Genomic DNA, 14,201 nt, shown 5'->3' with positions numbered 1-14,201 from the left:
ACCTACTGAATTTGGATTGCTACAAGAGCTAGCCAGACCCGCGCGCTGCTGCAAGGGTGTGGCACAAAAAAGGGCCGCTCTGGGCGGCCCTGATTGGTCATTTTTTGAGAACAGGCGCCTATTTGATGCGCTGGCCATTGGCGTGGATCTGACCGTCTTTGGAGACCTTGATTTCCGAAGTCAGGGTGTCTTCACCCGCGCCGGGGACGCCAAACATGCCCATCATCATCCGCGCGCCCATGGCATCGCTGTCGCTGACCAGGCCCATTTTGATCAAGTTGTCGATCAGGCCATTGGCACCAACCAATTCGATATTGGCGGAACCATCAGGAGCAGGCATGCCATCAAAGGTGGCCAGATCGGTGTTGTCAAAGGTGAAATCACCGGTTCCGGTCAGCTTGGCGCCAGCTGCAGTGACCAGCAGTTGCTTGATGGTGACGGCGTTGAATTCACCAGGCGTTTGCGTACCACGTTCCATGGCTTTCATCGATTCTGGGTCGAACATGTCAAACAGCAGTTTGCCCTTGCCGGCCAGATCCAGCACAATTGTTGCGGGGTCATGTGGCAGGGCACCGGTTGGATCTACCATGCCCCACAGCATTTCAGGAACGGCAAAGTCACGCAGGGTGATGCCGAGGCCAAAGTCCTGCTCTTCGTCGGACTTGCTAACCGGCATCATCAGTTTAAAGCCGGTTTCCGCCATCGTGAGCGCCAGCGGGAAGGGAATTTCCGACCCCGATACATTGACCGAAATATCCTGTTGGCCGACATCATAGGACAAGCCGTCCTTGCTCATGGTAACACCAAAGTTGCCCCCGGCAGAGCTGCTTTGCATGTCAAAGCTGTCAGAGCCACTCACTGAGATGGCAGCATTGCCGCCAGTGTAGTTGATCATGGCGTCAACGGCCAGGCCAGCCTTGATCAAATCCGCCATCTGCGGGGCGTCCAGGCCAGCTGGAATGGTGCTCACGGCAGAGCCAGTGATGTTCTTAATGCTGCCCTTGATGGTGCCGGCGTCCGACGAATCAGGGTCCTGAAAGGCGATGTCATAGGTGACTTCGGCCATCGATGACTTCTGAGTGTAGCTGCGCTCATCGGCAATCTGCATGACGGTATTGGCGGTGAAATCGCTGATCATCAAGGAGGCTTTCAGTGCCCCCTCCGGCATTTCCTCACCGTCGCCCATGACCTTACCCAATGTCAGGCTGGCCTGGCCCGTGGCATAGTCATAGGTCATAGCCGAGGTGTCACCGGAGACAACCATTGGGCTGCCGTCGTGGGAATAGAGGATCTCTGCCGAGAATTTTTCGCCGTCACCTTCACCGGCAAAGGTCATCGGGAACTCTTTGGGCAGCATCACATTGACGGTGCCATCGCCGTTTTCGATGAACTGAATTTCGGGCATGGTCAGCCCGCCGGTGCCGTCCTGCTCGGGCAGGGGCATGGTCATGGAGATATCGCTGACCGTCAGCACATTGCCGGATTGGCTTTCCGTGCCGGTCACGGTGTACCCGGTTCCGGTCATATAGGCTTTCCAGTCCGACCAGACATCCTGGGCGCTTACATCAGCAAATGCACCTTGGGCGGAGATAATCAGAACCGCAGCAGCGCCCGTGCTGCGCGCGAGGGAAACTGTCATAGGATAACCTTTCTGCATATAGTCAAATACAATGACACCTATGGTCAACCGCATCGTGATGAGGGTCAAGGGGCCAGGGACTGGACCGTTCCCCCTAAGCAGTTTACCACATTTGGAATTAGAGGATTTGGAGATTTAACTGATGGATATCAAGGGCAAAACAGTTGTCATTACTGGGGCGAGTCGGGGCATCGGAGCAGATGCGGCCCGCGTCTTTGCCGAAGCCGGGGCCAATCTGGCCTTGCTAGCAAGGAGCTCGGACAGTCTGGCGGCGCTCTGCGAAGAGATCGGCGGAAACACGCTGGCCTTTGCCTGTGATGTCTCAGATCCCGCAGCGGTGGCCGCAGCCCTGCAACAAACGCACCTGGCATTTGGCAGTCTGGATGTGCTGATCAACAACGCCGGCGTCATCGACCCGATTGCCCGGATCGAAGATGCGGACCCGGCGGCCTGGGGGCAGTTGATGGATGTTAATATCAAGGGCGTTTTCAACGGTATCCACGCGGCACTGCCTTTGATGAAGTCCGGTTCTGGCGGCACCATCATCAATATCGGTTCGGGTGCCGCCTATAATGCGCTCGAAGGCTGGAGCGCCTATTGCGCCTCAAAGGCGGGTGTCTTGATGTTGACCAAGGCTCTGCATCTGGAAGAGGCCGACAATGGCATTCGTGTTCTCAGCCTATCGCCGGGCACCGTGGCCACCGAAATGCAGCGCAAGATCAAGTCCAGCGGCATAAACCCCGTCAGTCAGATCAATTGGAAAGACCATATCCCTGCGGAATGGCCAGCGAAAACCCTGCTGTGGATGTGCGGCCCGGATGCGGATGATTTCCTGGGAGATGAGGTCTCGCTGCGGCTTGATCTGATTCGTCGCCGGGTTGGTCTGATATGATTGATCTGGATATATCCGAAGGCGGTCTGTGGACCGTCACCATCAACCGTCCGGAAAAGGCCAATTCGCTGACCACCGCAATGCTGGAAGAGCTGGTCGATATTGCAACTCGCGCTCAAGCGGCTCGGGGGCTGATCCTCACGGGGGCGGGTGGGGTTTTCAGCGCCGGAGCTGATCTGGATGAAGCCCGCGCCGGTCTGGCGACCTCATCTGTCTGGGAACGCCTGTCGACGGCATTGGCAGCGGTGCCCTGCCTCAAGATTGCGGCGCTCAACGGCACCTTGGCCGGGGGGGCCAATGGTATGGCACTGGCCTGTGATATCCGCCTGGCGGTTTCCGGGGCCAAGTTCTTTTATCCGGTGATGAAACTCGGCTATCTGCCGCAGCCCTCCGATGCGGGGCGCATGCGGGCGCTGATTGGTCCGGCCCGCACCAAGATGATTCTGGCTGGCGGCCAAAAGATTGAAGCCACAGAGGCCTGTGCCTGGGGGCTGGTCGATCGTTTGGTGGAGCCGGAAGAGCTGATGTCGCAGGCGCAGCTTTTGCTGGCTGATTCCCTGGCAGCAAAACCCGAAATTGCTACAGGCATTCTGGAGATGTGCCAGAGGTAAGGTTCCGCCTCAAAGGAGCCTCGCCTTTTGGCGGTATCTTGCGTAGATGCGCCGTCAGAGATGGCCGAGGTGGCGATCAGGAAAGAGGATCAGATGGATCACAAGCAGCTCTGGGACGCGGTGGTGATTGGTGGCGGGCCTGCGGGCCTGATGGCTGCTGGTGAGCTGGCGGCTGCCGGCCACACTGTTCTGCTGGTCGAGGCAAAACCCTCCTTGGGGCGCAAATTCCTGATGGCCGGGAAATCCGGGTTGAACCTGACCAAGGATGAGCCACTGGACCAGCTGCTGGCGCAGTATGGCACCGCGGCACCCGTGCTTGCGCCCATGGTCTCTGCCTTTGATGCGGGGGCAATTCAGGACTGGGCCCGGGGGCTTGGGCAGGCGCTGTTTACAGGCTCTACCGGGCGGGTGTTTCCCAAACAGATGAAAGCCTCGCCTCTGCTGCGCGCCTGGCTCAGCCGATTGGAATCCCAGGGGGTGATCTGGAAGACCCGCTGGCGCTGGACCGGGTGGCAAGGCGCAGATCTGTGTTTTGACACGCCGGAGGGGGCAGAACAAATTCGGACGCGCAGCGCGGTATTGGCGCTGGGCGGCGCCAGCTGGGCGCGGCTGGGCTCTGACGGGGCCTGGAGCGAGATCCTGGCAGGGCAGGGCATTGCGCTGGCGCCTTTCAAACCGTCCAACGCGGGTCTGATGGTCGATTGGTCGCCCCATATGCGGGCCCAGTTCGGTCAGCCTGTAAAAGGGGTGAAATGGCAGGCGGGCCGCAGTGCATCGCGTGGCGAGGCGGTGATTTCTGAACGCGGGCTGGAAGGCGGCGGGCTCTATACTGTCAGTGCAGCTGTGCGCGAGGGCGCAGATCTGCACCTGGATCTGCTGCCGGATCTTGCCGAGTCAGAGGTGGCAAAGCGTCTGGCGCGCCCGCGTGGTAAGGCCAGCTTGACCAATCATTTGCGTCGCAGCCTGAACTTGGGAGCGGCTCGGAGCGCTCTATTGCAGGAATTTGGCCGCCCGCTGCCGCAGGATCCCGGTGGTCTGGCCGCCCTGGTTAAGGCGCTGCCGGTGACGCACGCGGGATTGCGCCCGATGGATGAGGCGATCTCGACTGCGGGTGGCGTAACCTGGCAGGAACTGAACGCGGACCTGATGCTTGAAAAATACCCCGGCCGTTTTTGTGCCGGGGAGATGCTGGACTGGGAAGCCCCAACAGGCGGCTATCTGTTGACCGCCTGTCTGGCCACCGGGCGCTGGGCCGGGCAGGGAGCTGCGCGCTATCTTGCGGCGCAGTCCCCAAAGGCTTAGGCGCTATTTTTTTATCAGCGCCGCAACCCGCTGATGCGCGGGGCGCGCGCGCATGGATTTGCCATAGGCCAGCATCGCCTGATTTTCGACCGGGAACTTGGCACCATAGGCCCAGTTCAGACAATGGGTCAGAACGATATCGGCCAGCGAAAACGCCTCTCCCATCACATAGGGGCCTTTGATCAGCGCCGCGATCTGGTCGAGGTTGCGGTTGAACTCCCATTTCAGGCTGGGTTTTACTTCTGGGACGCGCTGCTCCTTGGGCAGGGCAAAGCTGTGACGCGCCGCTGTCCACAACACGGCATCAAGCTCGTCCAGAAATCGCTGGGTCATGGCATCCTGATGCGCCCGCGCCATTGTGCCCGCAGGCGCCGTCAGCTTTCCGTGTTTGTCCGCCAGATAGGTGAGGATCGCCGTCGAATCGGTGATCACCTCCCCCTCTGCGATCATGGCGGGCACCTTGCCGCTGGCATTGACCTCCCGGATCTCGGGGCTTTGTGGCAGCGCCGGGGTCAACTCGTAGGGCTGACCGAGCTCTTCCAGGGCCCAAAGCACCCGGAAGCTGCGCGACATAGGTGTGCCGATGACGGTATACATGATGATCTCTCCCTTTGATTTCTTGCCGCCAAGATGAAGCCTGAGAAGGGCAGGTCAAGCCCATTGGGGCATAGCAAGAGGGAGGCGCGACGTTAGCGGGAGCGTCCCAGCATCGAGAGACGGATCATGGCGCGCTCCATCAGCGCCAGGGCCGGAGCGGTTTGCCCAGCCGAGCGCAGTGACAGGTCGGTATCTGTCAGGATGGTCAGGGCCCGCTGCAACCGGTCGGCGCCCCAGGCCTGGGCCTGGCGCAGCACCCTGTCGCGGCGTTTGCCGTAGAGAGGCGGCCGCAGCCGCCCAATGCCCTGCGCCGGGCCGCCGGGGTCGGCGGCAACGGAATACAGCGTGCGAAAATGCCGGGTGGCTCCAATACACAGCGTCACCGCATTGGTGCCCTGGGATTGCAACCGGCTGATCAATGGCCCAATTTCGGCGGTGCGCCCTTCGGCCACCACGTTGAGCACATCATCCAGGGCTGCTTCGGTGGACTGTGGGGCGACGGCCTGGATATCCTCCAGCGCCAGGGCGGAGCCGTCGCCATGTTTATAAAGCGACAGCTTCTCCACCATGCGGGAAAAATCTCCAGGGCCGACATCATTGGCGATATCTGTCAGCGCCGACATGCTGTCAGCGGGTACATCCCGAATCGCGGCTTGGCTCAGAATGCGCTCGATCTCGGCACGTGAGGGCGGATCGTCATAGATCCCGGTGGCATAGGCGTTTGAATGGGTTTCAAACCCCTTGCGCAGCTTTGAGGTGGCTTTGAGCTGGCCCGCAGTGACGATGATCTGCGCGTCTCCCGGTTGCCATTCCTCAAGGGCGGCGAGGATTGCGGGGGCTGCGGTGTCATTGGCCTCTTCCACAAAGACGGCGCGGGCGCCGGGGAAAAAGCCAACGGCTTTGACCGCATCCAAAAGCTGCGCTGGATCCTTGCGCAGATCCGAGCCGGGCATCCGGGTGAGGCGCATTTCCTCATCCGCGCCGGGGCCCAGCAGGGCGGCCAGCATCTGCTGGCGTTTCAGCGCCACCCGCATGGCATCTGCGCCATAGATCAACAGCCCGGTTTTGGAAGGATCGGGCTTGGCGCAATAGGCCTCGGTGTCGCGCGGCGAAAGCTTCATTCGGCGGCTGAGGTGGCCAGATCCGCTGTCGCCAGCAGCCGTGCGGCGATTTGATCCGCAAGGATACGCATCAGACGCTCAAAAGCGTCGCGTTCACCAGCCAGGGTTTCTACGGTGGATCCGGTGGCGGAATAACCGGTGAAACTGGTCTCGCTGCCACTGGCCAGCACCACACCATCTGATTGACGGACCAGGCTATAACCGGCGGCACCAATGATGGAATAGCGGGTGATCGAATTATCCGCAGTGATGGCCTGGCCCTCTTGGCGGGTCGAAAGGGTCAGGTCCAGCTTGTAGGGGCCATTGCTGCTCCGCCCCAGACGCTGCTCCAAATCCCGGACCAGGAAATAGGCATTTTGGTCGCCACTGGCATCCGGCAGATCAGGACGGGCAATATCCACCGCGCCATAGAGCGCATGGCCGCTGCCGCCCGGCGCATGCACCGGGGTAAAGCCACAGGCGCTGACCGCCAAAGAGGCGGCCAGCGTGAGGATCAGCAGAGGCTGTTTAAGCAACGACATTTACGATACGACCCGGCACCACGATTACCTTCTTTGGGGCGCCGCCATTCAGCGCCTTTTGCACAGCTTCATGCGCCAGCGCGATTTTTTCAACCTCATCCTTGGCCAGATCCTTTGCCACGGTGATTTCGCCGCGGCGTTTGCCATTGATCTGGATCGGCAGAGTGACAGAGGCCTCGACCAGCATAGCCTCATCCGCGATGGGCCAGGGGGCTGTAGTGATCAGGCCTTCACCGCCCTGATGGTTCCAGATGTCTTCGGCCAGATGCGGCACCATCGGTGACATCAGCTGCGCCAGAGTCATGATGGCCTGCTTTTGCGCAGCCTGCCCTGCTTTGGATTTTGCCAGGGTATTGGTAAAGCCATAAAGCCGCGCGATGGCAGCGTTAAAGCCAAAGCTTTCAACGCCTAGGGTCACATCACGGATGGTTTTATGCATCTCGCGCAGCAGTTCCTCGTCGCCCTGGCCTGCGGCGCCGGGCGCCATCTCGCCGATCTTGTCACAGAGGTTCCAGACCCGGTTGAGGTGCTTATAGGCGGCCTCGGCCCCGGAGGCGGTCCATTCCACGTCCCGTTCGGGGGGCGAATCGGACAGCACAAACCAGCGCGCGGTATCGGCACCATAGGAGGAGATGATCGAGAGCGGATTGACCACGTTGTTTTTGGACTTCGACATTTTTGCCGAAGGGATGGTTTTAACCGCTGCGCCGCCCTCTTTGAGGAAGGCCTGACCGTCACGCAGCTCTACCTCTTCGGGGTAGTGATAGACCGGGCGACCAGTGTCATCTTCGCTTTGATAGATCGCATGGGTCACCATGCCCTGGGTGAACAGTGCGTCAAAGGGCTCTTCGCAGCCGTCGGGCAAGTGGCCGCAGATCTTCATCGCCCGCGAGAAGAAGCGGGCATAGAGCAGGTGCAGAATCGCATGTTCCACACCACCGATATACTGATCCACATTCATCCAGTATTCAGCCTCGGGCAGAATCGTCGGTGTTTTGGCATGTGGCGCGGTAAAGCGGCTGAAATACCAGGATGAGTCCACAAAGGTATCCATGGTGTCGGTTTCGCGCTGGGCCGGTTTGCCACAGCTCGGGCAGGCGCAGTTGCGCCAGCTGGGGTGACGATCCAGTGGATTACCCGGCACTGAGAAATCAATCGCCTTGCCGTCTTCGTCATAGGGCAGGGCGATGGGCAGGTTCTCTTTCTTTTCCGGCACCACGCCGCAGTCTTCGCAGTGCACAACCGGAATCGGACAACCCCAGTACCGCTGGCGGGACAGGCCCCAGTCGCGCAGACGATACTTGGTGACGCCTTCGCCCCAACCTGCCTTTTCAGCAAAATCAACGGTGGTATTGATCGCCTCTTCGCCGGTGGTCTCGGTGAGGCCAGCAAAGTGATCGACCCAGCGGACCTTTTCCGATTTAGCCGGAACCAGGGCTTCATTCGCCACAGGAGCGGCGTCATCCAGTGCGTAAAAGGCGTTCAGCACCGGCAGGTCATATTTGCGGCAGAAATCCAGGTCACGCTGGTCATGCGCCGGGCAGGCAAAAATGGCGCCGGTGCCGTAATCCATCAGGATGAAATTGGCGATCCAGACGGGCAGTTCCCAATCCGGGTTCAGCGGGTGTTTGACGCGAATGCCAGTGTCATAACCCAGTTTCTCGGCAGTCTCGATGGCCTCTTCAGTGGTGCCACCCTTGCGGCATTCCGCAACAAATGTAGCCACTTCAGGTGATTTGGCTTCGAGCTCTTTGGCAATTGGGTGATCTGGCGAGATACCCACAAAAGAGGCACCCATCAGAGTGTCGGGGCGGGTGGTGTAGACATCAATCGGGGCACCGCCATCGCAGCGTTCAAACCCGAATTGCAGCCCGCGCGATTTGCCGATCCAGTTTTCCTGCATCAGGCGCACCTTGGCAGGCCAGTTCTCCAGCCCGTCCAGGGCCGAGAGCAGCTCTTCGGAATAGTCGGAGATCTTAAAGAACCATTGGGTCAGCTCGCGCCGCTCCACCAGCGCGCCAGAGCGCCAGCCGCGACCGCCTTCGACCTGTTCATTGGCCAGAACGGTCATGTCTACGGGATCCCAGTTGACGACGGCGTTTTTGCGGTAGACCAGGCCTTTTTCCAGGAAATCCAGGAACAGCGCCTGCTGCTGGCCGTAGTAGTCTTCATCGCAGGTGGCAAATTCACGCGACCAGTCCAGCGACAGGCCCAGGGGCTTCATCTGGTCCTTCATCGCTTCAATATTGGCGTAGGTCCAATCCTTGGGATGGCCGCCGCTGGCCATGGCGGCATTTTCGGCGGGCATGCCAAAGGCGTCCCAGCCCATGGGGTGCAAAACGTTGTGCCCGGTGGCCATTTTGTAGCGCGCCACCACGTCGCCCATGGTGTAGTTGCGCACATGGCCCATGTGCAGTTTACCCGATGGGTAAGGGAACATCTCGAGCACGTAGTATTTTTCTTTGCCAGGCGTGCGCTTGGCTTCAAAAATCCCGGCCTCATCCCAGGCTTTTTGCCATTTTTCTTCGATTTTAGTGGCAGCGTAGCGCGACATCACGACAGGTCCTTTAAGAATGAAAACGCCGGGTGGTGACCCGGCGCCTGTAATACTGTTGTTTTGATCTCTGTTCCAGAGCTTCGTCGCTGGGCGTCAGAGGTTCTTGTCATTGATGCGCAGCTGACGGGCGCGCGATAGGATGGCGTCTTCAACCGCGCGGGTGGTCGAGGCGTTAACGGGGCGCCCACCTTTGGTCTGCAGCGATACGTTCAACGAACGCGCGTCCAGGGCTGGGTCCTTGATATGCACGGTGGCACGATAGGCGCGACCACTGCCGGGAGGGGTGCCGTAACCCGTCACGATGACGCCGGTGAAAGGATCAACCGACTGCACTGGCAGGAACTCCAGAACATCAAGGGAGGCATTCCACAGGTAGCGGTTGACCTGAACTTTTTGATCCGGTGTTCCGCCGAAGAGATCCCAAAAGGAGGATTTATTGCTTCGGGAGGCCTCGATGTCGTCGTTAAATTCTTCGGGGCTGTTTGCGATCTTGGGGGCTGAGCCGGTGCTGCCGCCACAGGCCGATACGCCCAGGCACAGGGTCCCAACCAAGGCTGTCTGAATTATCTTGTGCAGTGTCATCTTCGCTCCCGGCGCCAGTATCTTGCGAAACTCCTACCGTATCGACGGGCAGCGGAGCAAGGGGTTTAGCACCTGCAGGCAGCTTCCTGCGAATCGTGCGGCGGGACAGTTATATATAGGCCACAACCCATTGCAGGCAGGAACAGCTAGGGACAGGCGGGCTCGGCGTCGGCTGCAAAGATGCGCCATTGTTAAGGAATTAACGGGATTCAGACTGCGAAGTCGGGAGCGAGGCATAAGACTGTGGCAAAGCTGCACCATCCTGCAGGGCAATGCTGGCTGGCGGATGGGGCACTCTTGCCAAAACGGGGGTGAAAAAGCGAAACCCCTTGTCATACCCACACCGGATTCCCCGGTTTGGGCATCAGAATTGAAAACCGAGGGAAAAATCGATGAAAAAGGTTCTCTTCGCGACTACCGCGCTGATCGCCACTGCTTCCGTAGCAGCTGCCGACGTTCGTATGTCCGGCTACGGCCGTTTCGGCCTGGACTATAACTCCGCAAACAAACTGGTTGCTGGCGTTTCCGACACCAACATCACCAGCCGTCTGCGTCTGCAGTTCGACATGACCACCGAAACTGACAGCGGCATCGGCTTCAACGCTCGCTTCCGTCTGCAGTCCGAAAGCCGTGATGGCCTCGTGAACGGTGGTTCGAACCCCGGCACCACCACTGGTTCCACAACCGGCACAACCGCAGCCAACGGCGCCCGCTTTGGCGTGACCTACGGCGGCCTGGCTGTCAACGTTGGCAACATCATCGGTGCTGTTGAAAACGCACCTGGCCTGTACACCACCGGTACTCGTTCCGCTGGCACCGGCATCGACGGCATGGGCTTCCACTCCCTGGCCATCAAAGGCGCTGCTTGGGATGCATATTCCTCCGGCGGCAACGGTTCCAACGGCATCGAAGCTCTGTACTCCGTTGGCGGTTTCACCGGCCACGTTTCCTACAGCCAGCGTAACGGCGGCACCGTTCTGGGTACCGCTGGCGGCGAAGACCGTACCGGCATCATGGTTACATACTCCTTCTCGGACTACTATGTAACTGCTGCTGCTCAGTCCTCTTCGGTTGCTGCAAACGACATCACCTTTGTTGCTGCTGGCGGTGACTTCGGTGCCTTCGGTGCACGTATCGCCTACGGTGAAACCGACTCCGACGAGTCGATCACTCTGGAAGGCAACATGGACATCGGCGCAGCGTCGAACATCCTGGTTTGGGTTAACTCCAACGACGCGCCTACTTCGGTTTCGACCACCAAGAGCGACGGCGGCCGTGACGGCACCTCCTTCGGCATCAACTACCAGTACGACCTGGGTGGCGGCGCTACCTTCGTTGCTGGCTATGTTGACGAAGCAGATGACGACAACCAGTTCCAGGCTGGTGTATACTTCAGCTTCTAAGCTGAACTACGCTTAGCGTGAATTGGGGGCGGGCTCTTTACAGAGCTCGCCCTTTTCGTTTGGCTCTTAACATTTGCTGCCAAACAGTGTTGATCTGGCGTAAAAACCGGAGAATGCAAAATGTCGCTGCAAGAAATCAAAAACCGTATTACAGTGGCAGAGGCTGCTGCTGATCGACCCACGGGATCAGTGACCCTGATCGCGGTCTCCAAAGTTCAGCCAAACGACCGGGTCGCTGAAGTGCTGGAAGAGGGACAGCGCTGCTTTGGTGAAAATCGCGTCCAGGAAGCGATGGGCAAATGGCCCGATTTTGCTCAGAGGTTCACAGGGTTGGACCTGCATCTGATTGGCCCGTTGCAGACCAATAAGGCGCGTCAGGCGATGGAGCTGTTCAACGCAATCCACACCCTGGATCGTCCCAAGCTGGCCAAGACCCTGGCGCGGCTGGCGCAGGACCTGGGCAAATGCCCCGACCTGTTCATCCAGGTCAACACCGGGGCCGAGCCACAAAAGGCTGGTATCCTCCCGGCAGAGGCGGATGGGTTTATCGCCGAATGCCGCGCTTTGGATCTGCCAATCAAGGGTCTGATGTGTATCCCGCCGGTTTCAGAAGAGGCGGTCGATCATTTCAGGCAACTGGGGGAAATGGCCGTTCGAAATGGATTGCAAGGTCTCTCCATGGGGATGAGTGGTGACTTTGAAACTGCTATCGCCCATGGTGCTACCCATGTCCGGGTTGGTTCCGCCATTTTTGGGGCCAGGGCCTATGGGCAAGTGAGCTAGACCTTAACAAGTGCGAGACGCGTAACGATGAAGAAAGCCATTCTGATACTGACTCTCCTGATGGGCGCAACGGGCGTTCAGGCCGGGGAGCTTTCGCTGAAATTTTCCTCTTGGGGTAATATTCCGAGCTGCACCACTGGCAACCCGAACAAGGTGGGAAACCCTGCCTTTGTGCTCAGGGGCCTGCCTGAGGGGACCACTTCGGTGCAATTTCGTCTCAAGGATCTGAATGTCCCCAGCTATAACCACGGCGGCAGCAAGCGGATCGCAATGTCTGGCGATGGGACCGTTCCTGCGGGCAGCTTCACTTACAAAAGCCCCTGTCCCCCGAGTGGGGTTCATACCTATGAATGGACGGTGACAGCGCGCAAGGGCGGCAAGGTTCTGGCGCGGGCCACAGCGCAGCGCCGCTATCCTGAATAATTATACCAGATTGGGGACAATAACCCGGCTGCCCGGCACCACGCGGGCGGCCAGCCAATGCAGATCGCTGCGGTCAAAGGCGATGCAGCCTTCGGTCGGATATCCTGGGCGGCGCCATTGATGGATGAAAATGGCAGAGCCCCGGCCTGGCACGGCATCCGGCCAGTTCCAATCCAGTATCAGCACCAGATCATAGAGCGGGTCTGACCGCCGCAGGCGCTCGTGGCTATAGCCGTAGGGCGCGGTGACCTGGGTGTTGTACTGGCTGTCCCGCCCGTCATCCGACCACAGGTCACGGGGACCGATTGGCTGGGCCCAGGCATTGGGCGGTGCGATGCGATCAGGGCGATAGAGCATTCCGACGATATGATGCACGCCGGTGGGGGTTGCCCCGTCGCCTTCGCGCTTGTGATCCGAGATCCCGCCCTTGCCGATACTGCAGGGCAACAGGCGCCCGGCAAAGCGCAGACCTTGCCTGGTCAGCACCAGATCCGCGGCAGAATAGGGCTGGCGGCTCACAGCATATGTCCGGATTTGGCGGCCTTGGTGGCCAGATACTGTGCGTTGAAAGCGTTTTCTCCGACCTTCAGTTCGACCCGTTCTGCGACCTTGATGCCGGTTTTTTCCATCATCGCAATCTTATTGGGGTTATTTGTCAGCAGCCGCACCTGCGAAAAGCCCAGCTCTTTCAGAATTGCAGAGCCCAGCCGGAAATCCCGCTCGTCGTCTTCGAATCCTAGGCGGTGATTGGCCTCGACCGTGTCAAACCCTTGATCCTGCAGCGAATAGGCGCGCATCTTATTGGCGAGCCCAATGCCGCGGCCCTCTTGGTTGAGATAGAGCAGAACGCCACTGCCCTGCGCCCCCATCTGACCCAGGGCCGCATTGAGCTGCGGGCCGCAGTCACATTTGAGCGAGCCCAGCACATCGCCGGTGAAACAGGCCGAATGCAGTCGCGCCAGAACCGGCTTGCTGCGATCGGGGCGACCAATCTCGATGGCATAGTGTTCTTCGGCACCATCTTCGGGCCGGAAGATATGCAGACGTCCGGCTTCAGCGGCCTGTATCGGCAGCCGGGCAGCGGCAACCGCATGCAGGGGCGAGCTTTGGCTCATCAGGGGCTCGGCGGCTGCCTGCGGGAGCAGGGTAAGCCCATGATCGGCGGCAAATTGAGCGCCTGCGCCCTGCAGTGGCACCAGAAGGGCCGCAGGAAGAAGACGTGCCGATTTGGCCAGAGCGATGGCGAGGCGATGCAGCGCGGCGCTGCCTTCGCGGGCACTGATCAGCGGGCCCTTCATTGGCGCTTTGAGATCATCCGCCGGGTCGGCCAGCGCCTGAATCCAGCTCAGGGTCGCACTGTCGGGCAGGCAGATGCGGGCGGTATCTCCGTCATAGGCGCGGGCTTTAAGCGTCTCGGCCCGCCGCGCGGTCAGAGCCAGGGTGACCTCCCCCAGAGCCAACATGTCTTCGAACCTCTGCTGCGACAGGCTCTCGGCGGCAATGGCGAGGGCAGCCTGACCCTCCTCGATGAGGACAACGGGGAGGCCCATGCGCAGATCCACGCGTGCGCGGGCCAGCAGTTCGATCATGGAGGGCATCAGGCTCATGCAGCAGATCCAGCGGTTGGTACACTATAACGGACCTTTCCTAGGCCCAATTTCGACAGAAGTGAAACAAATCCTTTGCTGCGGACACGACGGCGTGAGGCTTTTGCAGCATATCTTGTCCTTTGCATGAGGGAGGCGCATCTGTCAGTCATGAAACAGGAGA

Annotated in this window: 14 protein-coding genes; 6 read left to right on the top strand and 8 right to left on the bottom strand. The window is 59.7% G+C overall.

Features of this window, described 5'->3' with window-relative positions:
• Positions 1-118: 118 nt before the first annotated feature.
• Positions 119-1,639, bottom strand: coding sequence for a DUF2125 domain-containing protein (locus tag AN476_RS11910; protein WP_054461809.1), 1,521 nt, complete (start codon positions 1,637-1,639; stop codon positions 119-121).
• Positions 1,640-1,781: 142 nt separating this feature from the next.
• Here AN476_RS11910 and AN476_RS11905 point away from each other — a divergent pair, with 142 nt between their 5' ends.
• The 3 genes from AN476_RS11905 to AN476_RS11895 all read left to right on the top strand — a co-directional run bounded on the left by AN476_RS11905 (position 1,782) and on the right by AN476_RS11895 (position 4,444).
• Positions 1,782-2,531: an SDR family oxidoreductase gene (locus AN476_RS11905; protein ID WP_054461808.1), complete on the top strand. Its 750-nt coding sequence runs from the start codon at positions 1,782-1,784 to the stop codon at positions 2,529-2,531.
• Positions 2,528-3,142, top strand: a complete 615-nt coding sequence (locus tag AN476_RS11900; protein WP_054461807.1) for an enoyl-CoA hydratase/isomerase family protein — start codon at positions 2,528-2,530, stop codon at positions 3,140-3,142. The genes AN476_RS11905 and AN476_RS11900 overlap by 4 nt, the downstream gene beginning before the upstream one ends.
• A gap of 93 nt (positions 3,143-3,235) precedes the next feature.
• The gene (locus tag AN476_RS11895) at positions 3,236-4,444 is read left to right on the top strand and encodes a TIGR03862 family flavoprotein (protein ID WP_054461877.1); all 1,209 of its coding nucleotides are present in this window, start codon (positions 3,236-3,238) and stop codon (positions 4,442-4,444) included.
• Between the two features lie 3 nt (positions 4,445-4,447).
• Here AN476_RS11895 and AN476_RS11890 read toward each other — a convergent pair whose 3' ends face one another.
• From AN476_RS11890 to AN476_RS11870, 5 genes are all read right to left on the bottom strand, one after another.
• Entirely contained in the window at positions 4,448-5,041 is a 594-nt protein-coding gene (locus AN476_RS11890; protein WP_054461806.1) for a glutathione S-transferase family protein, read from the bottom strand.
• A gap of 92 nt (positions 5,042-5,133) precedes the next feature.
• A complete protein-coding gene (gene holA / locus AN476_RS11885) occupies positions 5,134-6,162 on the bottom strand; it encodes a DNA polymerase III subunit delta (protein ID WP_054461805.1) in 1,029 nt (342 codons plus the stop codon).
• Positions 6,159-6,683, bottom strand: coding sequence for an LPS assembly lipoprotein LptE (gene lptE / locus AN476_RS11880; protein ID WP_054461804.1), 525 nt, complete (start codon positions 6,681-6,683; stop codon positions 6,159-6,161). Before lptE ends, holA begins: the two co-directional genes overlap by 4 nt.
• Complete coding sequence (gene leuS / locus AN476_RS11875; protein WP_054461803.1) at positions 6,670-9,237, bottom strand: leucine--tRNA ligase; 2,568 nt, start codon at positions 9,235-9,237, stop codon at positions 6,670-6,672. Before leuS ends, lptE begins: the two co-directional genes overlap by 14 nt.
• 96 nt (positions 9,238-9,333) lie before the next feature.
• The gene (locus tag AN476_RS11870) at positions 9,334-9,822 is read right to left on the bottom strand and encodes a DUF3576 domain-containing protein (protein ID WP_054461802.1); all 489 of its coding nucleotides are present in this window, start codon (positions 9,820-9,822) and stop codon (positions 9,334-9,336) included.
• A gap of 392 nt (positions 9,823-10,214) precedes the next feature.
• Here AN476_RS11870 and AN476_RS11865 point away from each other — a divergent pair, with 392 nt between their 5' ends.
• The 3 genes from AN476_RS11865 (at position 10,215) to AN476_RS11855 (ending at position 12,431) form a co-directional block, all read left to right on the top strand.
• Positions 10,215-11,225, top strand: coding sequence for a porin (locus AN476_RS11865; RefSeq protein ID WP_054461801.1), 1,011 nt, complete (start codon positions 10,215-10,217; stop codon positions 11,223-11,225).
• 120 nt (positions 11,226-11,345) lie between these two features.
• On the top strand, positions 11,346-12,008 hold the full coding sequence (locus tag AN476_RS11860) for a YggS family pyridoxal phosphate-dependent enzyme (protein ID WP_054461800.1): 663 nt from the start codon (positions 11,346-11,348) through the stop codon (positions 12,006-12,008).
• 27 nt (positions 12,009-12,035) lie between these two features.
• Complete coding sequence (locus AN476_RS11855) at positions 12,036-12,431, top strand: hypothetical protein (RefSeq protein ID WP_054461799.1); 396 nt, start codon at positions 12,036-12,038, stop codon at positions 12,429-12,431.
• Here the strand turns inward: AN476_RS11855 and AN476_RS11850 are convergent, their stop codons facing one another.
• Both AN476_RS11850 and ribA read right to left on the bottom strand, forming a co-directional pair.
• A complete protein-coding gene (locus AN476_RS11850) occupies positions 12,432-12,950 on the bottom strand; it encodes a L,D-transpeptidase (RefSeq protein ID WP_253279891.1) in 519 nt (172 codons plus the stop codon).
• Complete coding sequence (ribA, locus tag AN476_RS11845; RefSeq protein ID WP_054461798.1) at positions 12,947-14,038, bottom strand: GTP cyclohydrolase II; 1,092 nt, start codon at positions 14,036-14,038, stop codon at positions 12,947-12,949. The genes AN476_RS11850 and ribA overlap by 4 nt, the downstream gene beginning before the upstream one ends.
• Positions 14,039-14,201: the final 163 nt, after the last annotated feature.

It is taken from the genome of Phaeobacter sp. 11ANDIMAR09 (assembly GCF_001294455.1).
In the GTDB taxonomy this organism is placed as follows: domain Bacteria; phylum Pseudomonadota; class Alphaproteobacteria; order Rhodobacterales; family Rhodobacteraceae; genus Pseudophaeobacter.
The sequence above is the reverse complement of the archived record's forward strand: the minus strand, read 5'-3'. Positions and strand labels throughout refer to the sequence as shown.

Coding starts and splice junctions, on each gene's coding strand:
- AN476_RS11910 (WP_054461809.1), bottom strand. CDS start 1,639: ATGACAGTTTCCCTCGCGCGCAGCACGGGCGCTGCTGCGGTTCTGATT.
- AN476_RS11855 (WP_054461799.1), top strand. CDS start 12,036: ATGAAGAAAGCCATTCTGATACTGACTCTCCTGATGGGCGCAACGGGC.
- AN476_RS11900 (WP_054461807.1), top strand. CDS start 2,528: ATGATTGATCTGGATATATCCGAAGGCGGTCTGTGGACCGTCACCATC.
- holA (WP_054461805.1), bottom strand. CDS start 6,162: ATGAAGCTTTCGCCGCGCGACACCGAGGCCTATTGCGCCAAGCCCGAT.
- AN476_RS11890 (WP_054461806.1), bottom strand. CDS start 5,041: ATGTATACCGTCATCGGCACACCTATGTCGCGCAGCTTCCGGGTGCTT.
- AN476_RS11895 (WP_054461877.1), top strand. CDS start 3,236: ATGGATCACAAGCAGCTCTGGGACGCGGTGGTGATTGGTGGCGGGCCT.
- AN476_RS11860 (WP_054461800.1), top strand. CDS start 11,346: ATGTCGCTGCAAGAAATCAAAAACCGTATTACAGTGGCAGAGGCTGCT.
- lptE (WP_054461804.1), bottom strand. CDS start 6,683: ATGTCGTTGCTTAAACAGCCTCTGCTGATCCTCACGCTGGCCGCCTCT.
- AN476_RS11905 (WP_054461808.1), top strand. CDS start 1,782: ATGGATATCAAGGGCAAAACAGTTGTCATTACTGGGGCGAGTCGGGGC.
- ribA (WP_054461798.1), bottom strand. CDS start 14,038: ATGAGCCTGATGCCCTCCATGATCGAACTGCTGGCCCGCGCACGCGTG.
- AN476_RS11865 (WP_054461801.1), top strand. CDS start 10,215: ATGAAAAAGGTTCTCTTCGCGACTACCGCGCTGATCGCCACTGCTTCC.
- AN476_RS11870 (WP_054461802.1), bottom strand. CDS start 9,822: ATGACACTGCACAAGATAATTCAGACAGCCTTGGTTGGGACCCTGTGC.
- leuS (WP_054461803.1), bottom strand. CDS start 9,237: ATGTCGCGCTACGCTGCCACTAAAATCGAAGAAAAATGGCAAAAAGCC.